We start from the raw sequence: 24,299 nt of genomic DNA on the forward strand, positions 1-24,299 counted from the left end.
GATAAGTGGATTTCCAAGCCGATGCCATTGATCGCGTCATTAACAATGCTGTAAACGTAATGGAAAATAGCAAGCTGCAAATCCTTGAAATACTGGACTCGGCGCGTAATGAGCTGAAGACCCTCAACAATGAACTGCAAAATGTCATGAAGGAAACGGCAGAAACGGTAGAGAAGGTAGATCAACTTGAAGTGAATTATCGTCTTTCCCGCATCCGGCTGACGGAAGTCAGCCGGGATTTTGTGCGGTACAATGAGGAGGATATCAAGCAAGCTTACGAAAAGGCCACGCAGCTTCAACTTGATCTGCTGATTTATCGAGAGAAGGAGATGTATCTGAAAGCTCGCCGTGACGAGCTCCAGAAGCGGTCCCGGGATGTGGAAAAATCGGCTGAACGTGCAGAGACGATTAGTACACAGATGGGGGTCGTGCTGGAGTACTTCTCAGGGGAACTGGGTCAGGTGACCCGCATTCTGGAATCGGCGAAGAACCGGCAAATCATCGGGCTAAAGATTATTTTGGCTCAAGAAGAGGAGCGTAAGCGGATATCTCGCGAAATTCATGATGGGCCTGCACAACTACTTGCCAATCTAGTGCTTAGGACGGAAATTGTAGAAAGAATGCTCGCTAAGCAGGAATTTAAGATGGTACAGGACGAAATAGTAGATTTGAAGGCACAGGTACGTTCGAGTCTGGAAGAGATGCGTAAGGTTATTTTCAATTTGCGTCCGATGGCTTTGGATGACCTAGGTCTCATTCCGACCTTGCGCAAATATGTGCATGACTATGAAGAGAAAACAAAGATTCGAGCTACCTTTGAAACTCGGGGCAAGGAACATCGGCTATCCTCTTCTATGGAGGCGGCAATTTTTCGTCTGGTACAGGAGGCTCTCACCAATGCGGCTAAGCATGCTTATCCCACCTATGTGAGTGTTGAAATAACCTATCAGGTGCAGATGCTGCGTATTATGGTAAAGGATAACGGGTTAGGTTTCAAGGTGGAGCAGTTGGAACAAAAAACAAATGGACACACTCATTTTGGTTTGATCGGCATGAGGGAGAGAGTGGAACTGCTTGAGGGCAGGATGGAAATTGAATCCACAGCGAATTTGGGAACCCAAATCGTCATCCACATCCCGACCAACACAGAGAAGCGAAAGGAGTACCAGGATGGATAATGTTATAAGTGACAGCAGAAGAGCAATACGAGTTCTCTTGGCTGACGATCACCAATTGTTTCGTGAGGGTCTTAAGCGGATTTTGAATATGGAGGAAGATATTGAGGTTGTCGGCGAATGCGCGGATGGTGCGCAAGTGCTGGAGGGCTGCCGTCAATATCAGCCTGAAATTGTTTTAATGGATATCAATATGCCGCAACTGAATGGCGTTGATGCAACTGCCGAGCTTCGTGAGGCTTTGCCAGAAGTGAAGGTCATCATTTTGTCGATTCATGACGATGAAAGCTATGTGTTTGAGACGCTGCGCAAAGGGGCAACCGGCTACTTGTTAAAAGATATGGAAGCCGAATCCCTGATCAACGCTATTCGTACCGTAGCTGAGGGCAATGCCTTTATTCACCCGAAGGTTACCGGAAAGCTGATTCAGCAGTTACGTCGTATGGAGTATTTGAGCGAGACCGGAGCTATTGCTGAGGATAACGCGATACGTGAAGCAGGCGTCAAGTTTGTGGCGGGGGATGACAATCCGCTGACGCGCCGGGAGGCTGAAGTGCTTCGCCTGATGGCTGAAGGGCGCAGTAATAAGATGATTGGTGAGCATCTGTTCATCAGTGAGAAGACGGTTAAGAACCATGTCAGCAGCATTTTGCAAAAAATGGACGTAGACGACCGGACGCAGGCTGTTATCAATGCCATCAAATTTGGCTGGGTTACTTTATAGAGGTAAAGAGGATCATTAGGTACATATCGACTGGCTAGTAGATAAATAATTTTAATCTGGTGGATTTCCTGAAAAGCTAACGGTGGGAGCCCAGTAACCGACCTCTAAGTGGCGGCATATATTGTCGCTATAGGGAGGTGAGTCCTGTGGTTCCTTACATGGGTTGGGTACTGCTGGGTTACGGGCTGGCTGCAGCACTCGTGCATGTATTTCATGGCTTGCATTTGCGGAAAGGGCCCAGGGAAAATCCGGTTCTTCATTATATCTTGGTGACAAGCAATCATGGACAGCAGATGGAATGGTATTTGAGGGCTCTTTCGTGGTATGCCCGTTTGCGGGGGATGCCACTCAAGGTAACGGTATTGGATGCCGGGTCCGAGGATGATACGGTAGCAATCGCATGGAGATTCCACGCGCAAGGTGAAATGGAATTGACCGTGATTGGGTTGCCTGTGGTACAAAGCGAGGATATGGAGGATCGGGCCACGGATGCAGTGGATGGCTCGCCCATTTATATTGACCTTCGTATTCCGCAGGAGGCAGGCAAGATCCCCTATGTCCATGTATAAATGGGGTAACGACCAACAGCATAGGAATAGACTGGCGCATAGGCATGCGCAGTACAAAGTGTGAAGCACACTCTCATGAATGGCGATAAGCCGGAGAGTGTGCTTTTTTGCGTTCAGGGACATTTAAAAGTGTGGAACAGCAGATTTGGACCGTTTCGAAAGGAGGTGATTTATACGGGAAACATGATTCATGAAAGGTGAAAGAAAGATGAATAAAACCATGCCTGCAGGGAGGAAGAGTTAATTATGTAAAGTCATGGGAAACCGCATTACAAAAGGATTTTTTTCAAAAAGAGGAATTATCTCAGAACTGTTGAAATATGCTTAAACTTGCTATATTTTAGGGGGATTTGCAAGTGAAACTAGGCTTATATGCCATTAGGATGATACACGGCTGGGAAATACGCGTGAGCTTGGATATACGAATGGACTGCATATGGTGGAACAGCGGGGAGAGACTCTGCCCTTCTGCCATGTATTTATTGGCCGCTGAACTGCCCTTGGGATGGGCAATAGCCGTCAGGGACCGTTTTGTCCCGAGCGAGGAAATGGAGCGCTGGGACGGGCGAAATTGGGATCGCTACTTGCAAGAGATGCTGAGGGAAGAATGGGCTGATGAGGTGACTTTGAGAGAGGGACAAGCAGGAGAAGCCTGGGAAGGGCTCAAAGGGTCGTCGGGGTGGATATGGGGGCAAATGGGGGGATTGCCGAGGGGAGAGGTACTGGTGCAGAGGATGATGACCCACCCGCTTACTCATGATGAAGAGACGGTGCGGCGTCTCACGGCCTTACTTGAAGGACGCTCGCTGCTGGAGGCGGAGCTGCAGCAGCTACTCGCGGAACGCTTGCCCAGCGTAGCGGGGGCTTGGCGATCGGTAGTGCAGCACGCGCATCTGCAAGGGCGCGTGGAACTGACGGCGGGCGTGGAGCGTCTGGCCCGCCGCCCCGGCTCGGGCCTGCGCATGCGCCAGGCCCAAGGCCGCTTCCGCTGCCGGCGTTGCGGCAGCGAAGTGCACCGCCGCACGCCCTGCGGGTCGTGCGGCTCTAGCGGCTGCGCCTACTGCGAGGCCTGCCTCGCGCTTGGGCGCAGCCGCTCTTGCGCGCTGCTGCTGCGCGGCAGCAGCGCGGGCACTGTGCCGCCTGCCATTGGCGGCGGCACCACCCCTGGCCCCACCGGGTCCGTGCTGGACCGGTGGGGGCTCAGCCCCGCCCAGCGTAGCGCGGCGGGGCAGGCCCTGCGCTTCCTGGCGGGGGCGCAGGAAGCGTCTCCCGCGCCGCAGGATGCGGCGGCGCGGCCAGCGGCGGGCTTCCCGGGGGAGAAGCCCGCCCGTCATAAGGCGCAGGCACAAGGGAGCCTGCGCAGCTTCGCCAGCCGCCTGAGCACGGCTGGCAGCTACCTGCTTCATCGCCTCCGGACTGGAGGCGATGAAGGCCGCGGGTCTATCCGTCCGCCCCGCTTTCTACTGTGGGCAGTGACCGGAGCGGGCAAGACCGAGATGATTTTCCCACTAATTCGCCATGTGCTAGACACTGGCGGCAGGGTGCTTGTGGCGACGCCACGCCGAGATGTCGTCCTGGAACTGGCTCCGCGTCTCGCCAAGGCCTTCCCTGAGGATAGGTCAGCAGTGCTCTATGGTGGCAGTCCTGACCGCTGGGCGACTGCACGTCTGGTCGTATCCACTACTCACCAATGCCTAAGATTCTATCATGCTTTTGATTTAGTCATTATCGATGAACTGGATGCTTTCCCGTATCATAACGATCCCATGCTCGCCTTTGCTGCCGAAGCAGCATGTAAACCGGAAGGACGATTTATTCTGTTGTCGGCCACGCCGCCTTTAGCAATGCAGAGAGAAACCCGGACAGGCCGTCTCCCTCATGCCAAGGTACCAGCACGATTTCATGGGTACCCTCTCCCCGTGCCCAAGCGAGTGGGTATGGTTCCTCTGGTACAAAGCTTGCACCGTCAGTACTTGCCGTCTTGCTTGCTAAATCCTTTGCGTCACTCTGCTCAGCGTGGAGCCCAAATTTTTATATTTGTTACACGTATCCGCCAAATTGCTCCTTTTACAACGTTATTAAAACGTTATTTTCCCGGAATTCCGATTGAAGGAACTTCATCTCAGGACGAACATAGGGCGGAGAAGGTGATAGCTTTTCGAAATGGGGAAATCAGAATGCTGGTCACAACGACGATTCTAGAGCGTGGGGTTACGGTACCTAAAAGCGATGTATACATAGTTGATGCGGACAGTGATTTATTTGACGAGGCCTCACTAGTTCAAATGGCAGGGAGAGCCGGGCGTTCTATAGAGGACCCGCAGGGGATCGTGATTTTGACCTCCAAAGAGTGGACGAGGTCTCAGCGGGGGGCTATCCGGCAAATTAAAATGATGAATGCTTATGCGAAACAAAATGGATTTTTGAAGGAAAAGGAGGCTATATAAATAATGATTAATGCATCTCTTGGCTTGAAGATCGAAGGAGTTCGAGACCGAAATAGAAATTGGGAACGGGCGAAGGCCGCCTGGATTCCCCGAGTCAGTACCCTACCTCGAACAGTAGCATCAACGGTGGCCATTCCTTCATACTACGATAACAATAATATGGAGAGCTCATTATGGTCTAATGTGATTTCTCCTTTGCATAATTTGCTTGCTCCTCCCGGCATTCCTTGCCTGACGTGCGGAAAGATGATTTCTGATCGGGTTCGGGGTTATCCGGAGATTTGCCTTTCTTGCTATGGGGCCATTCCCTGGATCCAAAAACCTCGTTGTCTGACCTGCGGTCGTCATGTGGGTTGCCCGGATTGCACTCGCGAAACTCAAAATGCTCGTAGCTTTGTCATGAACAGGAGTGCCGTAGCTTACAATTCGGTTATGCGTGGATGGCTTAGTGAGTACAAATTCAAAGGAAATGAAATGTATGGTACGGTAATGGCAAGGATGATTGGTTGTGCTTACCGAATCATGGTTAAGGAACTGGAAGAAGCGGCGCAGGGCAGAAGAATCCGTTTTGACGCAGTTACTTATGTACCCGTTAGTAAGGATCGGATGCAGGAGCGTGGATTTAATCAAACGGCCCGTCTCGCTTATGGGGTAGCCTCGATCGGGAAACTCCCGATTATATCGCTTCTGGAGCGTCCACAGCATGCGGAGAAGCAAAGCTTCAAGAGCAGGTGGAAACGGCTGCGTGATATGCATCAGGCGTTTTGCCCGTCGGCTCAGGCGCTGGAACGGTTAACGAATACATTGGCGGAAGCGGATAAGAAGCGTCAAGGCTTCGCTTTATTTACACGTCCCCCGTTTACTCCAACCAGCCCAAACGATCCTTTCACTCGTATTCTAGCGGATCACCCCACTCCTGTTCGTATCCTGCTGATTGACGATGTTTATACCACAGGCAGCACCATTGAAGCCGGTTCGCAGGCGCTTCATGAGCTATGCAACCAGTTGGGACGAGATGCGGAGATATATAGTTTAACTTGGGCAAGAGCCTAAATATTGCAATATTTTGCGTGGCGTTTACAAAATGATGGACGAACTCCTCCTGAATGAGTTAATCTAACATCAGGTGAAGTTTTCATTTTGGTAAAGGGGACGAAGAGCATGGGGTTGAATCTTGGAAATTGTCCGCGTTGCGGAAAATTGTTTGCCAATAATTTCAGAGACATTTGTCCTGCCTGTATAAAGGAAATAGAGGAAGAATACGAGCGGTGTTTAAAATATTTGCGTGAGGAGAAGACAGCCACGATCCAGGAAGTTCACGAGGCGACGGATGTCTCCATTAAGCAAATTACCAAGTTTATTAAAGAAGGTCGCATTTCCGTGGCCAACAATCCAAACATGATGTATCCTTGCGAGGTATGCGGTACGATGATTCGCGAGGGGAACATGTGCGACTCCTGCCGTTCCCGCTTGACTCGCGACTTGGCTGCTGCGGCCAAGGAGGAGACGAAAAAATCGAGTGAGTTGAATAATAAACAAAGTAGTAGTGGGGCATATAATGCTATCGACAAGTTTCGTAGTCCTTAACGACTAAATCTGTGAGCTTCTGGCATAATAATGTGAAACATCCAATGCTTCGCTATTAAAAATGATTCGAAGGTGGCCGATAAACTTATTAAAGATTATCGGCTTTTTTTATTGGGTTTTATTAAAAAGGATGGTGAGTGGGATGAAAGTAAATGAAACGGGGCGGGTAGGAGGAATAAATCCTTATCAACGAAATTTGGAGCCACGTGATCACCTTTCAGATAAAAAAGGTAAAATGTTAGATCAGGTTTCGATTTCGACTGAAGCGCAAGAAATGCTGGATGCACAAAAACGCGTTGTTGATCCTGCACGTGTAGAACGTTTGGAACAATTGAAACATGAGGTATCCACGGGCACCTATAGCGTTGATAATAAGAAGATTGCCGAAAAGTTAGTGCCATATTTCAAATCTTATTTGAAGTCAGGAGAATAACGGTGAGCGTTCAAAAGATCATCTTGGCAATGAAACAATTGAATAAAATTCACTTGGATATGCTCCAAACTGGACAAGAGAAGCAACGTGCAATCATAGCAAATAATACGGAAGCATTAACTAAATATATGACAATGGAAGCTCGTATGCTGAAAAATATGAATGAAGCCGAAGAAGAGCGAGCAGAAGCTGTTAACCATTTTTTAATAGATAAGGGTATACGGTCTCAATTGAACTTAACAGTTACTGAATTGACTCGTTTGGTTTTTGATCCAGATGAAAAACGGGAACTGTTAACCATTCGGGACGAGTTAATTACTAACGCATCCGAATTAAAAAAACAAAATGAAGCCACTCAGCAATTATTGGAACAGTCACTGACCTTTATCGATTTTTCACTGAATGTTCTGGTAGGTATTGATGATGAAATGGTTTATCAAAAACCGACAGATACACCTACCAAATTGAAGAAGAATAATTATTTTGATGCCAAAGCTTAGTTTTTTTGTTGAGGGGGGAAATTATGCCGTCTACTTTTCATGGAATTGAGACAGCGAAACGTAGTTTATTTACACAAATGGCGGGAATGAACACAACAGGACATAACATTGCTAATGCGGGTACTCCGGGATACTCACGCCAGATGGTGGGAATGGTTGCTTCACGCCCTTTGGAAATGCCAGGAATGTTCAAATCCATTGCTCCTGGTCAGTTGGGAACGGGTGTGGAAGTCAGCTATATTAAACGTGTAAGGGATCAGTTTTTGGATGAGCAATACTGGAATGCCCATCGGTCGTTAGGGGACTGGGAGATTCAAGCCGAAACCTTAGCTAAACTGGAGACAATTTTTAACGAACCATCGGATTCTGGTTTGACGACAGTTGTTGATAACTTTTGGAAATCATGGTCCGAATTTAGTAAGGATCCTGAGAATGTAACCTCCAGGAAAATTGTTAGGGAAAATGCTTTGGCTCTCTCGGATGCTTTTAACGAGATAAGTAAGAAGCTAACAGATATGCAGGACGACTTGACTCGAAGCATTAACGTAAACGCTGAGCATATTAACACATTAACCAGTCAGGTTGCTCAGCTCAATTATGAAATAAACCGCATTGAAGGTTTCAAAGATAATGCCAATGATCTTCGCGATCAAAGAGATCTCATTATCGATGAGTTATCCAAGCTAGGGAACGTTACAGTTTTAGAAGAGGATACGGGATATGTAGTTACCTTTGGCGGACTTGAGCTTGTAGCAGGGGATAATTCAGTTCCTGTAACTGCTGCGGCCATTGAAACAGCCTATGGTGCTAACACATTGAATAGTGGTACGATGGCAGGCATTATCCACTCTAGGGATAGCCTAGTTAGTGATTATTTAGAGCAGTTAAATGAGATGGCAAGAACGATTGCAGATGGTGCCGTAACAATTACTATTCCGGCAGGTTCAGTATTGCCAGAAAATACGATCTTCAATGGCATTACTTATACAGGAGCCAACAGAACGTTAACTTCAGATCTAACAGTGACTGTTAACGGAATTAATGGACTCCACAAATTGGGTTATTTATTTACTGATCCTGCTCAGCCAGCCGGGGATTTCTTTGGTTCGAAAGATGGCGGTCCTATTACCGCAGCTTCTTTTAGTGTAAATGCTCTTATTGAACAAGATCCTAACAGAATAGCATCTTCCTTAAGAGTTGAGATTGGTGCTGGTGGCGATAAAGTTGTGAAAGGGAATAATACCCTTGCCCTTCTAATGTCTCAACTTAAGGACTCTGCATTTACGTTCAATCCTATTTCAAGCAATAATGGGATTACCCAAGGTACAGTTGATGATTATTACCGTGCGATGATGGGGCAACTAGGGGTACAAAGCCGTGAAGCATTAAGACAACAAGAGAATAATCAGTTATTGGTGGATCAGGTTGACTCTAGAAGATTGTCGGTAAGCGGTGTATCTCTAGATGAAGAAATGTCCAATCTCATCAAACTTCAACATGCTTATGGTGCTGCTTCTCGGTTTATGACAACAATGGATCAAAATCTAGATAAAGTTATAAATAGTATGGGTATTGTAGGTAGATAAAGGAGGCGTTAAACAATGGCTCTACGTGTGACACCAGGAATGATGAACATGCAAATGATGAGAAATATAAACTCCAACTTGTTAAGAATGGATAAAAACCAAAATGTATTGTCAACCGGTATGAAGTTGAATAAACCCTCTGATGATCCGGTTGGAATTACTTATTCCTTAAGATATCGAAGTGAGCTCTCGATTAATGAGCAATATCAGAAGAATGCAGATGCTGCTACCTCGTGGCTTGATTATACGGATACCGTAATAGGGCAAGTTAATGATATCGCTCAAAGGGCAAATGAGTTGTTAGTTCAATCGGTAAATGGCACAAATCCTCAAGAGGGTGTAGATGCTGTGAACATTGAACTTAAGCAAATTTATGAGCAGTTGATAACTCTTGGGAATAGTCAATTTAATAATAAGTATATTTTTAATGGACAATACACAGACCAAGCACCATACGATGCTGTATTAGCTCCTACACAAGGAACTGATAATTTTGGTATAGAGTATAAATTTACAGAAGGAGCCTCTCTATCTATTAATGTAACAGGAGAAGATGTGTTTGGAGCGCCTACTGATGCCGATAATTTATTTGCCACTATGCAAAGAATTCAAGATGCGCTTGCCTCAGGGGACAAGGATGCGGCTCGAAACGAGCTCGTCAATATGACAAGTAGAATTTCTAAAATTAATGAGTCCAGGTCTGAAGTTGGGGCTAAAAGAAATCGTGTCGATTTGATTAGCACTAGATTAAGCGACTTGGATATTAATCTCACAAGTATGCAATCCAAGGTGGAAGATGCTGATTTTGCAGAAGTAATTATGAAATTGAAGCAGGATGAGGGTGTATATCAAGCCTCATTAGCCACTAGTGCTAAAATTGTACAAACTAGCCTATTGGATTACTTAAGATGAATTTACAGAGACTATCCATTCGGCAGGTTAATGCGTATATTGGCATGGAAACACAGAGGGGAGAGCTGAAAATAGAGTCCCCTCCAGGAGACTTGCAGATTCAAAGTCCTCAAGCTGAGATGAGTGTTGATAAAGAAAAAAAGGGTCTGCAGATTGATAGTTCTAGCGCATGGATGGCATTAGGAAAAGGAGATCATTTGCAGTGGTATAAAATGGTCTCTAATCAGATGGAACAACAATTTTTACTTAATTTAACAAGAATTGTGGAAGAAGGGAACCGTTTAATTAAGTTTAAACATAATACTATTGCAGACATGGTAGTAAATCGGGTTCAGGAAAAACCAATTATTGAGTATTTAGGAGAGCCCTCATTTAATAATGTTCAGATGGGGTATACTCCTGACCACATGGAAATAGACTGGAAAATACATGAAGCTAACATTCAATATACTCCTCAAAAGCCTGAAATTAACTTTCAGCAAGGTTTGGTAAACATATACATGAAGCAAAAAAACAGTATTCAAATGTGGGTTAGTAACTATGATATATATAGTTAAACAAAAAACTATGGCTATAAAAGCTGTAGTTTTTTTTAGGAGGATAATACGGAAATGAAAAGATTTGACCAAATGCAAATTTCTTTTAATGGCAGTATCTTTGGTTTTGAGAATCTAGATCTCTTTGTATTTGAAGTTATGGAAGATACTCCCTTTGCATATTTGAAGAGTAGGGAAGACTCCACTATTTCGTTTATTATAACCTCCCCTTTTTACTGGTATGAGGAATATAGTTTGCACTTGGATAATTCTTTAAAAAATAAGCTTGAAGTAAAAAGAGAAGAAGATATTTTAGTCCTCAGCATTGTTACAGTTAGAGAGAACTTAGAGGAATCAACAATTAATTTATTAGCTCCTATTGTCATAAATGTTCAAACTCAAAAGGGTATTCAGCATGTTTTTCACGAAAAAACAGAGTACCTAACGACAGCCCCACTTTTAAACATAGGTCATAATAAGCAAGGGGGGAGATAAGTGCTTATACTCACTAGAAAAAAGGGGCAAGCTATTAAAATTTCTGGGGATATTGAAATTTTTGTTTCTGCCATTGAGGGGGACAGTGTAAAGATTGGAATTCGTGCTCCCAGTGATGTGCTTATTATGAGGAAAGAGCTATTGGAGGAAGTACAAGCTAGCAATAGGGAAGCAGTATTGAATTCAATAGATGAGGGCAGTAAGCTTTTGAAAAAAATAAAAAAATAATGAGTTAAGGTATAAAGTTTTAAAAATTATGTCCGATAAATAATATAGGGCGATAAGCCTACTCACAAGGATGTGAAAATTAAAATTCAGGGAGGAAGAATCAAATGATTATTAACCACAATCTTAACGCAATGAATTCTCATCGTAATTTGGTGTTCAACAACACGCAACAAGGAAAATCGAGTGAGAAATTGTCCTCAGGTTATCGGATTAACCGTGCTGCCGATGATGCTGCTGGACTGTCCATCTCCGAAAAAATGCGTTCCCAAATTAAAAGTATGAACCAAGGTATCCGTAATGCTCAAGACGGTATTTCCATGGTACAATCAGCAGAAGGTGCAATGAATGAAGTTTCTGACATGCTTACTCGTATGAAAGAACTTACTGTTCAAGCTTCCAATGGTACGTACAATTCTACTGACCTTACAGCTATGGATGCTGAGTACCAAAAATTGGCTCTTGCCATCGGTGACATTGCAGATAACCAAAACTTTAACGGAATTACTTTGTTGGATGGTACTGCTGGTGCAATTACGATCCAAACTGGTGGCAGTGAAAATGATCGAGTTGTAGTTGACCTTTCGGAAGCAGACCTTTCGGGTCTGACATTTGGTGGTTTGACTGATTATGCTAGTGCTATTGCTCAAGGACAGTTAATTGATGCGGCAATTGAAACGGTTAACTCAGCACGTTCAGCTTTGGGGGCTTACCAAAATCAACTGGAGCATGTGTACAATAACGTAAGCGTTAATGCTGAGAACTTGCAAGCAGCTGAATCACGAATTCGTGATACGGATATGGCTGCAGAAATGATGAAATACACTAAATTCAACATCTTGCAACAAGCATCGACGGCCATGCTGGCCCAAGCAAATCAAGCGCCTCAAGGCGTACTGCAATTGCTTCGTTAATTTTTTTCAAGAAAGGGGCCCACAATCATGTGGGCCTTTTTTCATTAAGGAGTGAGATTTTATGAAGGTAAGCGTGTGTATAATTGCAAAGAACGAAGAAGACCAAATTAGAGAGGCCTTATCAACGGTACCTTCGATATATGAGACTATAGTCCTGGATACGGGATCCACAGACAGGACGGTTGAAATATCTCAAGCAATGGGAGCGCGAGTATTCCATTTTGCATGGAACGATAATTTTGCTGATGCACGAAATGCAGCAATTGACAAAGCGACAGGAGACTATATTCTCTGTCTAGATGCGGATGAACGTTTACCGACTGATGTTATCGAACGCTTAGATCAGTTTGTAAAGAAATTTCCTTTAGAAGCCGGAGCTGTAAGAATCAAGAATGTTACAAATGAGCAAACTCACGTTCATAGAATGATTCGTTTTTTTCCAAATAGTCCAGAATTTCGTTTTCATGGAATAGTGCATGAAAGGATCTTGAAAAAAGATCAAGAGATGGAACCTATAGATTGTGAAGTGGAAATTGTTCACTATGGATATCAACCAGAGCAATATGAAAAAAAACAAAAATTTGAGCGCTATATTAAACTCTACCAACAAATGCTTGAGCAAAATCCTGCTGATGGTTATATGTTATATCAATTGGGTAAGTTATATTTTTCCAATAAACAGTATAAAATGGCGTATGATTCGTTCGAGCGTTGTTTAAATCTTGAGCAATATGACCGTCTTTACTTTGCTCCCATGCTTGTACAATTGGGATATACACTCAAAGAGCTAGGGGTTAGCGGGCAAGCTATTGATTTATTAAAAGTTTTTCTATCGGTATATCCCAAATATCCGGATTTACCCTATACGATAGGTATGTTGTCGATTGAGAGTGGCAATATTTCTGAAATTGAAGAATATCTAAGGTTGGCATTAAATATAGGGGAGACAAAGCATTATTCAACTTTAACAGGTAGTGGTAGTTATTTGGCTGCTTATCATCTGGCTGTTTATTATGAAGTAACGAATCAAATAGACGAGGCGAAACATTATTATGAGATATCTGCTTCATTAGGTTTTAAAGATGCGCATTCGCGTTTAGAAAATTTGAAAAACACTAAATAAATCCCACATTAAATTCGATATATATTATATCTAGCTAGTATAGATCGGGAGGGAATAAAAAATGCCTATGAGAATAGTTGGCTTGTCATCGGGAATGGATATCGACAAAATAGTTTCCGATTTGATGAAAGCTGAAAAGATACCCCAAGATTCACTCAAGCAAAAAAAGGAACTTCTAAATTTCCAAACAAGTTTATACCGTGAAGTCAATACAAAAATAGCTTCCCTGCGAGAAGCATTAAATGCTTTGAGATTTGGATCAGGGTTATCTGGAATGAAGGCGACGGCATCTAATACTAACGTTACTGTTTCTTCTACTGGTCCATCTTCTAAAGCTAGCTATTCAATTAAGGTAAATGAATTGGCTACTCCAGCAACAACTTCAGGGGAGGGGGGAGTCTCAAATTATGGTTTGAGTGGGGAGAATTATTCTGAGACCTCTATTGTCCAAGGAGTTAATGATCAATTTATTGTTACTATTGACAATCAAGCTAAAGCTATCACCTTGAAGCCAGGTAACTATACAATTGATGAAATGAAAACAGAACTGCAGGAACAATTCGATACTCAATTCGGTAAGAATAAATTGTCGGTTACGGTGAAGGATGGAAGTCGTTTTGCGATTGAGTCGGTGACTACTTCAAATAATAAGCCACAAGTTATTCTTAATGAAATGAATGGCGGTACGGCTTTAGATACTCTTGGTTTTGCAGATGGTCAGTCTTATCGTATAAATTTAAATGCAAAACTCGATGATTTAGCATTGAGCGGGAAATTTGGCAGTACCGAGGTACTGCAGGGTTCTGGTGAGTTTACTGTAAATGGAGCATCCATCAAGTATGATGAGAATGATACGCTGCAAAGTATTATGACTAAAGTCAACACATCATCAGCCGGAGTTACTATGAGTTATGATGCAGTAAATAATAAATTCATGCTAAAGAGTCGTTCCTCCGGTGCTTCATCTGAAATATCTATTGAGAATACATCTGGTAATTTATTAACTATGTTGAAGATACCTGTCGGTACAAGTAGTGGATCAGATGCAAGGGTAACAATAGATGGAGAAGAAAAGACATTTGCATCCAACTCAATTAGTTATGATGGATTAAGCATTCAACTAAATAAAGCTTCGACGGAAGAGACTACTGTAACTGTTGCCGGTGATGCAGATGCGGTAATTGATAAAGTTAAAAAATTTGTAGATACCTATAACGAGTTAATGGATCTTGTCAATACACGTCTTTCAGAGACTCGAGACCGCAGTTATAATCCACTGACAGATGAAGAAAAAAGTGCAATGAAGGACACAGACGTTACGAATTGGGAGAATAAAGTTAAAGAGGGACTGCTTACAAACTCTCCGATACTAAAAAATATAAAGAATTCATTGCGTGAGTTGCTTAGCAAACAGGTTGACGGAATTGTCGATGAATTTAATACCCTTTCAGAAATTGGTATTACTACGGCGCCTTATGTTAGAGGGGTAAGTAAAGATGCTGGTAAGATTGTTATTGATGAGACCAAATTGAGAGCGGCTGTGGAAGGTAATCCGGAAGCGGTAAGTATGTTATTCACTAATAACCCTGGGTTTGAAAGTCAAGAAGGAATAGCAGTGACGATGTACAACAGAGTAAATGATTTAATGAGCTCACTCATGCAGCAGGCAGGACGGGTAGAGGGTGCAAGAAACGATAGAAATACTACATTAGGAAAGCAAATCTATGATCTCGAGGACAAAATTCAAATTATGACCACACTTCTTTCCAAAAAGGAAGATAATTACTTTAAACGTTTTTCGGTAATGGAACAAGCTATTGAGAAGGGAAATGCACAACTGGCATGGCTCTCTCAACAATTAGGATAAGATTAGGAGGTGAACTGGCATGGAAATTCAACCTCAGAATCAACTGATTAAGCCGGAAGCAAAAGTATTGGAAGCATTGCCTGTTAATAGGGTCGTTGGGGAATACAATGTGTTGAAAGAGAAAAGTAAGAGTGAGATACTCTCGGTTAGTGAAAAAGCTTTAATTAGTGCTATAGAAAGAGCTAACAAAGCAGTCGAAGGCTCACAACATCAATTTAATTTTAAGCTACACGAGGCCACGGGAGATATTATAGTTCAAATTCTCTCCAGTGATACTCATGAAGTGCTACAGGAAATTCCTTCTGAAAAATTAATTGATTTGGTCGAAAAGCTTAAAGAACTGTCTGCCGGTATGTTTGTAGACGAAAAGAGGTGAGTAAGCTTGTTGATTAGCGCGCAAGATCGGTATGTTAATGCGCAGATTAAAACTGCTTCTCCAGGAGATTTGACACTGCTACTTTATAATGGCTGTGTGAAATTCTTGAAGGCATCTGCAAAGTGTATGGAATTGAATGATATTGAGGGTAAACATCAAAATTTAGTAAAAGCACAAAATATCATTGAAGAGCTACAATCGACTCTAAACATGAGCTATGATATTTCGAAAAATTTGTACAGTCTTTACGAGTATATTCAGTTCAAATTGAATGAAGCCAATACAAAACAAAGCAAAGAGGCACTTAATGAGTCTATTAACTTAGTAAGTGAGTTAAGAGAGACTTGGGCTCAGGCTGTAAAATTAGCTCGTAAAAGTGATGCGGGTTTATGACGGGAAAAGCGGTTATGGATTACTTGATAGAGCTGGAAGATTTGGCGAATCAGATATTGGCATTGAATTTTCAAAATGAGACATTAGTGGATGAGCTTCCAAGACTACAAAATAGGCAAGAGGAAATAAGAGGATTTATCGAAAGTGCCTTAAAAGTCCAAGGCTCTCTTGGTAAAGATGAAAAAAAGAAATTAGAGTTGTGTTTGGTTAAGGAAAAAGAAATCGCATTATGTTTAATGACCTCTAAACAATTGATTGAACAAGAACTTAGTAAACTTACGTCTGGCAGGAGAGTCAGGGAACATTACAATATGGAAAATGGTCAAACGGGATATTTTATTGACAGCCATAGATAATACAATGCATAATTATTCCATTTTGAGTAATGTGGAATTAATCAAACAATAACTAAAATATTGTTTGATTTTTTTATAAAAAAAACAGGAGGTAAAAAATGGTAATTTTAAAGAGGGAATTGAAATTGTTTTTATCTTTTTGTCTATTATTAACGGGGCTCTTTACTGGAGTTCCCCAAGCAAACTCTGCTCCAAATGATTATGTGTCAGTAATTAAGAGGGTTGAGCCAGGAACAATCACAACTAAAGAGGAAGCATTGGTTACTCTGGATATTACAGGAACTCCCCCTGTAAACGTTATTGTTCCGAATGACGTAGTTTTAGTTATAGACAAATCAGGGAGTATGCTTCCGTCCAATAATAATGGTGAGGATAAAATGAAAAATGCTAAGGAGGCGGCAAAAGGTTTTGTAGATCTAATGGATTTGACAAAACACAGAGTGGCAGTTGTAGATTATTCATCTGTATCTGCTACCAAATCTTTTGCATTTACAACGGATAAATCGGAGGCCAAAAGTTATATTGATGGAATTAATGCTAATGGCTCAACAGCTACAGGTGATGCAATACAAATTGCAACAGAACTATTAGCTGATCACCGACCTGAGGCTCAGCCAGTCATTGTAATCATGACCGATGGGGACGCAACGGTTTCCTCACTCCCTCCATTATCTCCTTATGATTATGCAAAATATAAAGCAGATGAAGCGAAAAATGCAGGTATTATTTTTTATACCATTGCTCTTCTGAAATCTACAGATGATCCTAATACAAGTGGCCCCAATGTATTGTTGAAAGAAATGGCAACAACAGCCAATCACCATCACTTCGTTCTTGGTTCTACAGGCCTGGCAGAGATATATGCTGCTATAGTACGCGAGATTGGGTTGGCTAGTGCCTATGATGTAACAGTTGCGGATATAGTAGGTGCAGATTTTGAAATTGTGCCTAACTCTTACGATGATAATATTCCAAAGCCAATTGTAACGGGAAACACCCTTACTTGGACTTTTAACGAATTAAAAAATAGCACTCTAAGTTTTACATATAAAATTCGACCAGTAGGCGAAAAAACAGGGAATCTCCCGATAACGGCTAGCTCGTCAAGAATTGATTATAAAGATTATGCAGGTGCAAGTCGATATAAACTAATTCCTTCAGTAAATTTAAAAGTAAAGTTGCCTGCTCCTGAAATCACTTCTATCGTAGAAGAGACCGGCCATCCTGATGGTGGGGAAATTGTGACTATTAACGGAGAAAATTTTGTGGAGGGAGCAAAGGTTCAATTTGGATCTGCTAATGCAACTAATATTACTGTAATTAGCAGTAATCAAATTACAGTAACTGCTCCTAAGGGGACCCAGGGAACTGTAAATGTTACGGTGAAAAATCCGGATGGGCAAGCGGCTTCTGGTCAATATCAATATAAAGCTGACCCAACAGTTACAAGTTTTACACCTGCAAATGGTCCTTTAACAGGGGGAACAACTATAGCGATATTTGGTAATTATTTTATGAAAGGCTTAACTGTAAAGTTTGGAGAAAATATAGGAACAATATCCCAATATAATAATTCTACTTATATTAGAGTTTTGTCTCCGCCGGGAAAAGAGCCAGGAGCGGTAGACGTGACCTTTATCAATCCTGATGGGACAAGTCTTGTTCTTCCAGGAGCATTTACTTATGATACCCCACCATCTACGGATCCTGAGATTATTACAATTTCTCCAAACAGTGGTCTAATAACAGGAGGGGGAATTTCTTATATAGATGGTAAGAATTTCACAAGAGATCTGTCAGTTAAAATTGGTGATAAAAATGCAGTAAGTACTTATGTATCGGTAACTCGTCTCAAAGTTACTATTCCAGAAGGAGATAAGCCTGGGGTAGTTGATGTAGGTGTTGTTGATTTGGAGGGAGCAACCTATACTCTAGCTAATGCTTATACTTATGAGGCTATTGTGTATCCGGTTCCTACAATTACATCTGTGTCTCCAAATAGTGGACTGATTGATGGTGGGCAGACTATTTACGTCAATGGTAGCAATTTTGTCAAGGATATATCAGAAGTATATATCGGTGGTAAGCTGGCTGTTAGTACTTATGTGAGTGCTAGCCGCTTAAAGGTAACCGTTCCACCTGGGGAACAGGAAGGAATGGTGGATGTAAGAGTAGTTAACGATACTCATGAAGCTGAGTTATTGGATGGTTACGAGTATACACTTCCCGTAATTGTTCCTGTAACCGTTACTTCTCTGACACCCAATTCTGGGTTAGCCTCAGGCGGTAATGTTGTTTATATTGACGGAAGTAATTTTAAATCTGGAGCCACTGTTTTATTTGGGACGGTTAGCATAGGAAGTAGCTATGTCAGCAACTCCAGGCTTAAAGTTACCGTTCCTCCTTCTGTAGTAGGAGATGGCAAGGTGGATATTACCGTCACTAATCCTGATGGTGGGACTGGTACACTTGTTGAAGGATATGAATACACCAAGTTAATCCCGGTAATCACTGCTCTCAATCCAAGCAATGGTAATAGAACAGGTGGTAGTGTTACGTATATAGATGGTAACAATTTTGAGAGCACGGCGGTGGTTACTATTAATGGTGTGATAGCGGATTCCAATTTCGTAAGTGCTAAACGGCTGAAGGTAACTATACCAGCTAGTCCAACAATTGGAGAGGTTCCTCTTGTTATTACATTGGCTAACGGAGAATCAGCCTCAGCAGTATTCACCTATGATAATGGTCCTGTTTTACCTTCTCCAACAATTAAGACCCTTACAGCCACTAGTGGAGTTGGAGGGAGTATCATCTATATAACCGGTACAAATTTTGTCAACAAGCCCCAAGTATTCTTTGGAGATATCGAGTCGACAAGTGTAACTTATGTTGCTGCGAGTAGATTGAAAGTTACGGTACCACATGGAAATTCTGGACCTGTGGAAATAAAAATAGTAAACCCAGACGGACAAGCTAGTAATACCTTAACATACACCTATGAATAGAAACTAAAATATGGCAGGCAACTTCCTATTATTTTCGGAAGTTGCCTGCCATATTTTCATAATGAAAATGATTGTATTTCAGAGTGTTTTTTAAAAAAGATTGGTAATAGTTCTCTTTTTTGATGATCTTTAAAATTCTCACTAATGATTCCAAATGTATTAATAGTAGGGTTGTCATTGCATGAAGCCATTATAAAGGTGTATGCTTCATCAAATTCGCCCATATTTATATACCATTGACTCAAGAGTGTTAAGCCTGCTGAGTCAAGTAACTGATTTTTCAATAAGAGATCAAGTAATTCCAATGTATCATTTAAGCGTCCTGAATCGTAAAACATTCCAACAAGAATATTTAAGGTCTTAGCGTTAGCTATTTGCTGTATAAGTGCAAAATAAATATCTTTATAATTGTATTTCCACATCAAAAAGAGAGTACGCGCTAGCAACTGCTCATGGTCTGGGGGAAGCGTGGAGACCTCTTTCTCAGTTATAACCTCTAAGCCTATTTGTATTAAAGTGTGACATAAATCTTTCTGACTGGACGCCCGTTCTGCCCAGGCTGCTTCTCGATCAACCCAAGCAGCCATAATAGATAAATGAGGATCTACAACCTCATCAGATTCGATTTCAAGAAGAGAACCACTATATAGTTTTAGTTGAAGTAGATCGTTAGCATTTAATTGGATACCTGAGAAATCTGAAAGTTTTTTATAATAACCAATTAATTCAGCATGGCCATTATTCAATAATATTTTTAATAACAAGATAGAATTAATAGCATTCTCTTTAGGATAAAGTGCACTTAGTATATCAATTATTTGCTCCTTAGATTCAACTTCTGTCAAATGATCCACTAACTGCTGGAGAACACGATAGTTTTTTGGCTGATTTGCTAATACACGAATCCAATACTGGATAGCATTTGCAATATCCCCTTTCTTACGATAAATCTCTCCTAACATTTGAAGGGGGGTGATTATTCCTGATAAGGGCTGAACAATCCAGTATGGCTCTTTGTTTTTATCAGCTAAATCAGCAAGTTGAATACATCTTTCAAATTCACTAGTGGCTTTTTTGAAAAATCCTAAAGAATCCAGAAGGATTCCTTTTAGACAGTAATAATCTGTTTGCCTTGGTTTACAGTTAATACCGATTTCTATATGGCGATACGCTGCTAAGTAATATTCTTGCTGAAGTTCTACGGTGATAAGACGGTCAAGCAAGTGGTGGTACCAGGCATCGTTTGAAGTGCTCTTATCTAACGAAAGGGTATAGGCAGCTAAGGCTTTCTCTGGTTGCTCCATATTCATGTATTCATTACCTAATATAAATTGGAAGTACGGGTCCTCTTCTTTACCTTGTTGCATTGTTTGGAGGATACTCATATTTCGTTGGGATTTATTTTTCTGTTGGACTATGCTATGAGTATAACCAGAATGATATACAGTAAAGGGTATTTTTTCGAATCTAATTTTACCCAAGCTTGATGTTAGCTGTTCATGAATAGGTTGGGTATAGCTTATCTGACGAAAATTATTGAAGATTCGAGGATTACTTGACTCCATAAATTTTGTCTCATCATAGCCGCTATCAGTAAAGTTCAAGATACGTACATTGTAAGCTTTAGGCTGAGGAGTATTATGGGTTGAAAGGTAGTCTCTAAGCTGCTTGGAATCAGTACTATTTGTTTCTAGATATTCATCTGCATCCAAAACAAGAATCCAGCGCCCAGTAGCATGACGAATGGATTTATTGCGAGCCTCCGCAAAGTTAGAATTCCATTCAAAGTCATATACATGGTTGGTAAACTGACTTGCAATTTGCTTGGTATTATCGGTTGAACCGGTATCAACGATAATTATCTCATCAACTAGATGTTGTACACTGCTTAAACAACGAGCAATTACCTGTTCTTCATTTTTGACAATCATACATAGTGAAATTAAATTCTCCATATGTCCTCCTTGTTGAGTACGCAATTCTTGAGCCCTACATCTAATATTCTGTAAAAATAGCTTTTTTCCTCTATAGGAGCCGGTGGGCCTCTAAAAATGTGTATTAGCTAGTATTGAATTTTCTATCAATTATGCCGATATATATTTGATAAATTCATACTAATATATCTTGTATAGTCAACAATAATAGTTATTTATTTGGAGGGTTTAAAGTGAAAACCAGCATAGTCATTCTCACATATAACCAGTTATCTTATACCAAACTTTGTATCGAAAGTATACGAACATTTACGGATCCTAAAACTTATGAACTGATTGTTGTAGATAATGCCTCAAATGATGGCACACAAGAATGGTTAAGACAGCAAAAAGATATTAAGACCCTCTATAATGAATGCAATGTAGGATTCCCTAAGGGTTGTAATCAAGGAATAGAGGTTGCTTCAGGAGAAAATATCCTGTTATTAAACAACGATGTAGTTGTTACATCTAATTGGTTAGTCCAATTGGTTAAAGCCTTGTATAGTGCAGAGTCCGTTGGAGCAGTAAGTTGTGTAACGAACAATTGTTCAAATGGACAGCAAATATCAATAAACTATAATAATATGCAAGAAATGCAGAATTTTGCCAAGGACTATAACTTTCCAGACCCTAATAAATGGGAGGAGAGACTAAAGCTCGTTGGATTTTGTATGTTAATTAAAAGGCAGGTAATACGTGAAGTAGGTAATTTAGATGATAGATTTAGCCCTGGGAATTTTGAGGATGATGACTTATCGTTAAGAATTCGCTTAGCTGGTTATAAATTGCTTGTATGTACAGATACGTTTATTCATCATTTTGGTGGTGCATCTTTCAAGAAGGATCCCAAATATGCACAATTGCTTAGGAAGAATCAAAAAAAATTTACTAAGAAGTGGGGATTTGACCCGGCTTATTCTCAAAATGTCAGAATAGAAATTATAGATTTAATTCAAGAATCACCTACAGCGGACCTAAATGTGTTAGAAGTGGGATGTGCCTGTGGTGGAACACTATTAGGAATAAAAAACAGGTACAAGAATAGCCACTTATATGGTATTGAGTTAAATGAAAGCAGTGGTAAAGTAGCATCGATAATAGCTGATGTGCAGGATATAAATATAGAAACTGATGAATTAACGTATCCTGAATCTTTTTTTGATTTTATCATTTTTGCAGATGTGCTGGAACATATGTATAATCCATGGCAGGCACTTCAGAATATGAAAAAGCATCTGAAATCTACAGGCAAAATTCTTATTAGTCTCCCTAATATTATGCATTATAGTGTACTAAGGCCGCTTGTTAATGGGTTTTGGACTTATGAGGATGCTGGAATTTTAGATAGAACGCACATGCGTTTTTTTACACTTTCAGAAATATATAAGATGTTGTTAAGTACAGGATATCAGTTGGACGATTTTGCGGGAACTGTTCTTTCAGGTGAACCTGCCGATAAATTGTTTATTGAAAGGCTTGCTTTAGTAGAGGGCAATCAGAAAGTTAAAGAGCAATTTGGTATATATCAATATATTCTACAAGCATCAAAAAGCAAATTGTATGATACTTTGCATGCTATACAAACTATTAAAGAACCTAATCAAGATGACCGCCAAATGATAATAAAGGAACTTGATGAATATACAACTGAAAAAATTATAAAACTTGTCTCCATGATGTTTGAAGATGAGGAGCAGGTAGAATTACTTAATATGCTTGGTGTCATTTATTTTGAAGCAGGATATTATGATAATGTTATTCCTTATCTTGAGAGGGCTCATAATACAGATCTTTATAATAAGGAAGCAGTCTTTAATTTAGCATATTTCTTGAATTTTTTCAGTCATCATGAAGAAGCTGAGGTTTTTGAGGAAAAGCTAAGACAACTTGATAAAGAGAGTTATCTCGCTCTGAAGGAAGCGGTGGCTTCCCTTTAAATAATTAATGGAGAAATTTGTTTTATACCTGAATGTTTTGGTTAATAATAAACAGACATATTATGACACCTTTTTTCTACAATTTATTTACAGGAAAACCTTTTCTTTGGTAATTGACATGAGCCAAGCTTGGGTGGTATATTCAGAAATGTGAGCTTGGTTACAGGATCACACTCTTATTTGATAATGAAGGGAATGTTAGTGCATGCAAGGTAAAGTAAAATGGTTTAACGCAGAGAAGGGTTATGGCTTCATCGAAACTGAAGAAGGCGGCGACGTATTCGTTCACTTCTCCGCAATTCAATCCGAAGGCTTCAAGACTTTGGAGGAAGGTCAATCCGTTGAGTTTGAAATCGTGGAAGGCGCTCGCGGACCGCAAGCAGCTAACGTAATCAAACTGTAATCATCCCGGCATAGCCGACCTACATATGAACGGTACGATGGTTAACAATTGAAGATTTCGCTAGCACACACCCTGGGGTAACCCAGGGTTTTCTTATGTTTTTTGCTCTTATATCGTTAGCGGATGTTCACTGAAATGAGGGGAACGTTTTGCATAAAATTAAGACTTTACTCCGCTTCCTGCCAGCGCTGCTTCTTATGCTTGTCCTGTTTCTGTTCTCTTCACAGTCTTACCAGGAACAGACCCTGGTGCCTGATATTGAGAAGACTACGTCAGATCAGTCTATCTCTGATTTCTTTGGCGGAATTCGCTTCAGTTATGGTGGCCGGGAAATCAGCGTAGAGAGTGTAGGGGGCGCCAGCTTTATTGAGTTTCTTATTCGCAAGTTTGCGCATTTTGGCAGCTACGCTCTCTTAGCTATGCTGTTGGTGTACGCATTAGGTGGAAGACAGCGCGAAATGGGGCGCAGGCGTTATGTGTACGCATGGGGAATAGCGCTTCTATATGCTTGCAGCGATGAACTGCATCAGAGCTTCACGCCAGGGCGAACCGCTATGGTGCAAGATGTCATCCTGGATGGAATAGGCGCGGCTTTTGGTACAGCAATAGCCTGGGGCGGGCGTGGCTGGTGGCATATTCGTGAAAGAATTATTTCATCCAAAAGGAAGTGAAATTTGCATGACACTTCCAAATTTAATAGGAAATGAATGGTAGCCTAGTTGTTGTAATATAAAAGGAATTTTATTACTATAAAGGT

24 protein-coding genes are annotated in these 24,299 nt (G+C 41.3%); 23 read left to right on the top strand and 1 reads right to left on the bottom strand.

Features of this window, described 5'->3' with window-relative positions; all coding sequences use genetic code 11:
* Positions 1 to 5: 5 nt before the first annotated feature.
* The 20 genes from AC1VOR_RS12415 to AC1VOR_RS12510 all read left to right on the top strand — a co-directional run bounded on the left by AC1VOR_RS12415 (position 6) and on the right by AC1VOR_RS12510 (position 19,226).
* Positions 6 to 1,178, top strand: coding sequence for a sensor histidine kinase (locus AC1VOR_RS12415; protein ID WP_482618220.1), 1,173 nt, complete (start codon positions 6 to 8; stop codon positions 1,176 to 1,178).
* On the top strand, positions 1,171 to 1,899 hold the full coding sequence (locus tag AC1VOR_RS12420; protein ID WP_482618223.1) for a response regulator: 729 nt from the start codon (positions 1,171 to 1,173) through the stop codon (positions 1,897 to 1,899). Before AC1VOR_RS12415 ends, AC1VOR_RS12420 begins: the two co-directional genes overlap by 8 nt.
* Positions 1,900 to 2,045: 146 nt before the next feature.
* Positions 2,046 to 2,468, top strand: a complete 423-nt coding sequence (locus AC1VOR_RS12425) for a hypothetical protein (protein WP_482618225.1) — start codon at positions 2,046 to 2,048, stop codon at positions 2,466 to 2,468.
* A 383-nt stretch (positions 2,469 to 2,851) separates the two neighbouring features.
* Positions 2,852 to 4,915, top strand: a complete 2,064-nt coding sequence (locus AC1VOR_RS12430; protein WP_482618327.1) for an ATP-dependent helicase ComFA — start codon at positions 2,852 to 2,854, stop codon at positions 4,913 to 4,915.
* Positions 4,916 to 4,918: 3 nt separating this feature from the next.
* The gene (locus AC1VOR_RS12435) at positions 4,919 to 5,968 is read left to right on the top strand and encodes a ComF family protein (RefSeq protein ID WP_482618227.1); all 1,050 of its coding nucleotides are present in this window, start codon (positions 4,919 to 4,921) and stop codon (positions 5,966 to 5,968) included.
* 114 nt (positions 5,969 to 6,082) lie between these two features.
* Positions 6,083 to 6,502 (top strand): TIGR03826 family flagellar region protein, encoded by a 420-nt coding sequence (locus AC1VOR_RS12440; protein ID WP_482618328.1) that lies wholly within the window; start codon positions 6,083 to 6,085, stop codon positions 6,500 to 6,502.
* Between the two features lie 142 nt (positions 6,503 to 6,644).
* Positions 6,645 to 6,935 carry a flagellar biosynthesis anti-sigma factor FlgM gene (gene flgM, locus AC1VOR_RS12445; protein ID WP_482618230.1) on the top strand — a complete coding sequence of 97 codons (291 nt, stop codon included), beginning with the start codon at positions 6,645 to 6,647 and terminating at the stop codon, positions 6,933 to 6,935.
* 2 nt (positions 6,936 to 6,937) lie between these two features.
* Positions 6,938 to 7,435: a flagellar protein FlgN gene (locus tag AC1VOR_RS12450; RefSeq protein WP_482618232.1), complete on the top strand. Its 498-nt coding sequence runs from the start codon at positions 6,938 to 6,940 to the stop codon at positions 7,433 to 7,435.
* 23 nt (positions 7,436 to 7,458) lie between these two features.
* Positions 7,459 to 9,021, top strand: a complete 1,563-nt coding sequence (gene flgK, locus AC1VOR_RS12455; protein WP_482618233.1) for a flagellar hook-associated protein FlgK — start codon at positions 7,459 to 7,461, stop codon at positions 9,019 to 9,021.
* 15 nt (positions 9,022 to 9,036) lie between these two features.
* Positions 9,037 to 9,933: a flagellar hook-associated protein FlgL gene (flgL, locus tag AC1VOR_RS12460; protein WP_482618235.1), complete on the top strand. Its 897-nt coding sequence runs from the start codon at positions 9,037 to 9,039 to the stop codon at positions 9,931 to 9,933.
* A complete protein-coding gene (locus AC1VOR_RS12465; RefSeq protein ID WP_482618237.1) occupies positions 9,930 to 10,490 on the top strand; it encodes a DUF6470 family protein in 561 nt (186 codons plus the stop codon). The genes flgL and AC1VOR_RS12465 overlap by 4 nt, the downstream gene beginning before the upstream one ends.
* Positions 10,491 to 10,544: 54 nt before the next feature.
* A complete protein-coding gene (fliW, locus tag AC1VOR_RS12470; RefSeq protein WP_482618240.1) occupies positions 10,545 to 10,964 on the top strand; it encodes a flagellar assembly protein FliW in 420 nt (139 codons plus the stop codon).
* Positions 10,965 to 11,192 carry a carbon storage regulator CsrA gene (csrA, locus tag AC1VOR_RS12475; protein ID WP_482618242.1) on the top strand — a complete coding sequence of 76 codons (228 nt, stop codon included), beginning with the start codon at positions 10,965 to 10,967 and terminating at the stop codon, positions 11,190 to 11,192.
* A 104-nt stretch (positions 11,193 to 11,296) separates the two neighbouring features.
* A complete protein-coding gene (locus AC1VOR_RS12480) occupies positions 11,297 to 12,103 on the top strand; it encodes a flagellin N-terminal helical domain-containing protein (protein ID WP_482618244.1) in 807 nt (268 codons plus the stop codon).
* Between the two features lie 61 nt (positions 12,104 to 12,164).
* The gene (locus AC1VOR_RS12485; RefSeq protein ID WP_482618246.1) at positions 12,165 to 13,226 is read left to right on the top strand and encodes a tetratricopeptide repeat-containing glycosyltransferase family 2 protein; all 1,062 of its coding nucleotides are present in this window, start codon (positions 12,165 to 12,167) and stop codon (positions 13,224 to 13,226) included.
* Between the two features lie 61 nt (positions 13,227 to 13,287).
* Positions 13,288 to 15,093, top strand: a complete 1,806-nt coding sequence (gene fliD, locus AC1VOR_RS12490; RefSeq protein WP_482618248.1) for a flagellar filament capping protein FliD — start codon at positions 13,288 to 13,290, stop codon at positions 15,091 to 15,093.
* A 19-nt stretch (positions 15,094 to 15,112) separates the two neighbouring features.
* A complete protein-coding gene (locus AC1VOR_RS12495) occupies positions 15,113 to 15,469 on the top strand; it encodes a flagellar protein FlaG (RefSeq protein ID WP_482618250.1) in 357 nt (118 codons plus the stop codon).
* 6 nt (positions 15,470 to 15,475) lie between these two features.
* Positions 15,476 to 15,862, top strand: coding sequence for a flagellar export chaperone FliS (gene fliS / locus AC1VOR_RS12500; RefSeq protein ID WP_482618252.1), 387 nt, complete (start codon positions 15,476 to 15,478; stop codon positions 15,860 to 15,862).
* 14 nt (positions 15,863 to 15,876) lie between these two features.
* Positions 15,877 to 16,218 carry a hypothetical protein gene (locus AC1VOR_RS12505; RefSeq protein WP_482618254.1) on the top strand — a complete coding sequence of 114 codons (342 nt, stop codon included), beginning with the start codon at positions 15,877 to 15,879 and terminating at the stop codon, positions 16,216 to 16,218.
* A gap of 98 nt (positions 16,219 to 16,316) precedes the next feature.
* Complete coding sequence (locus tag AC1VOR_RS12510; RefSeq protein ID WP_482618256.1) at positions 16,317 to 19,226, top strand: IPT/TIG domain-containing protein; 2,910 nt, start codon at positions 16,317 to 16,319, stop codon at positions 19,224 to 19,226.
* Between the two features lie 56 nt (positions 19,227 to 19,282).
* Here AC1VOR_RS12510 and AC1VOR_RS12515 read toward each other — a convergent pair whose 3' ends face one another.
* Entirely contained in the window at positions 19,283 to 21,181 is a 1,899-nt protein-coding gene (locus AC1VOR_RS12515) for a tetratricopeptide repeat-containing glycosyltransferase family 2 protein (RefSeq protein WP_482618258.1), read from the bottom strand.
* Between the two features lie 212 nt (positions 21,182 to 21,393).
* On the opposite strand from AC1VOR_RS12515, the gene AC1VOR_RS12520 reads away from it, so the two are divergent.
* From AC1VOR_RS12520 to AC1VOR_RS12530, 3 genes are all read left to right on the top strand, one after another.
* A complete protein-coding gene (locus AC1VOR_RS12520) occupies positions 21,394 to 23,139 on the top strand; it encodes a glycosyltransferase (RefSeq protein ID WP_482618259.1) in 1,746 nt (581 codons plus the stop codon).
* A 205-nt stretch (positions 23,140 to 23,344) separates the two neighbouring features.
* Positions 23,345 to 23,542, top strand: a complete 198-nt coding sequence (locus AC1VOR_RS12525; RefSeq protein WP_007132290.1) for a cold-shock protein — start codon at positions 23,345 to 23,347, stop codon at positions 23,540 to 23,542.
* A 149-nt stretch (positions 23,543 to 23,691) separates the two neighbouring features.
* On the top strand, positions 23,692 to 24,213 hold the full coding sequence (locus tag AC1VOR_RS12530; RefSeq protein ID WP_482618261.1) for a VanZ family protein: 522 nt from the start codon (positions 23,692 to 23,694) through the stop codon (positions 24,211 to 24,213).
* Positions 24,214 to 24,299: the final 86 nt, after the last annotated feature.

Source organism: Paenibacillus sp. 1SOY10 (genome assembly GCF_056836745.1).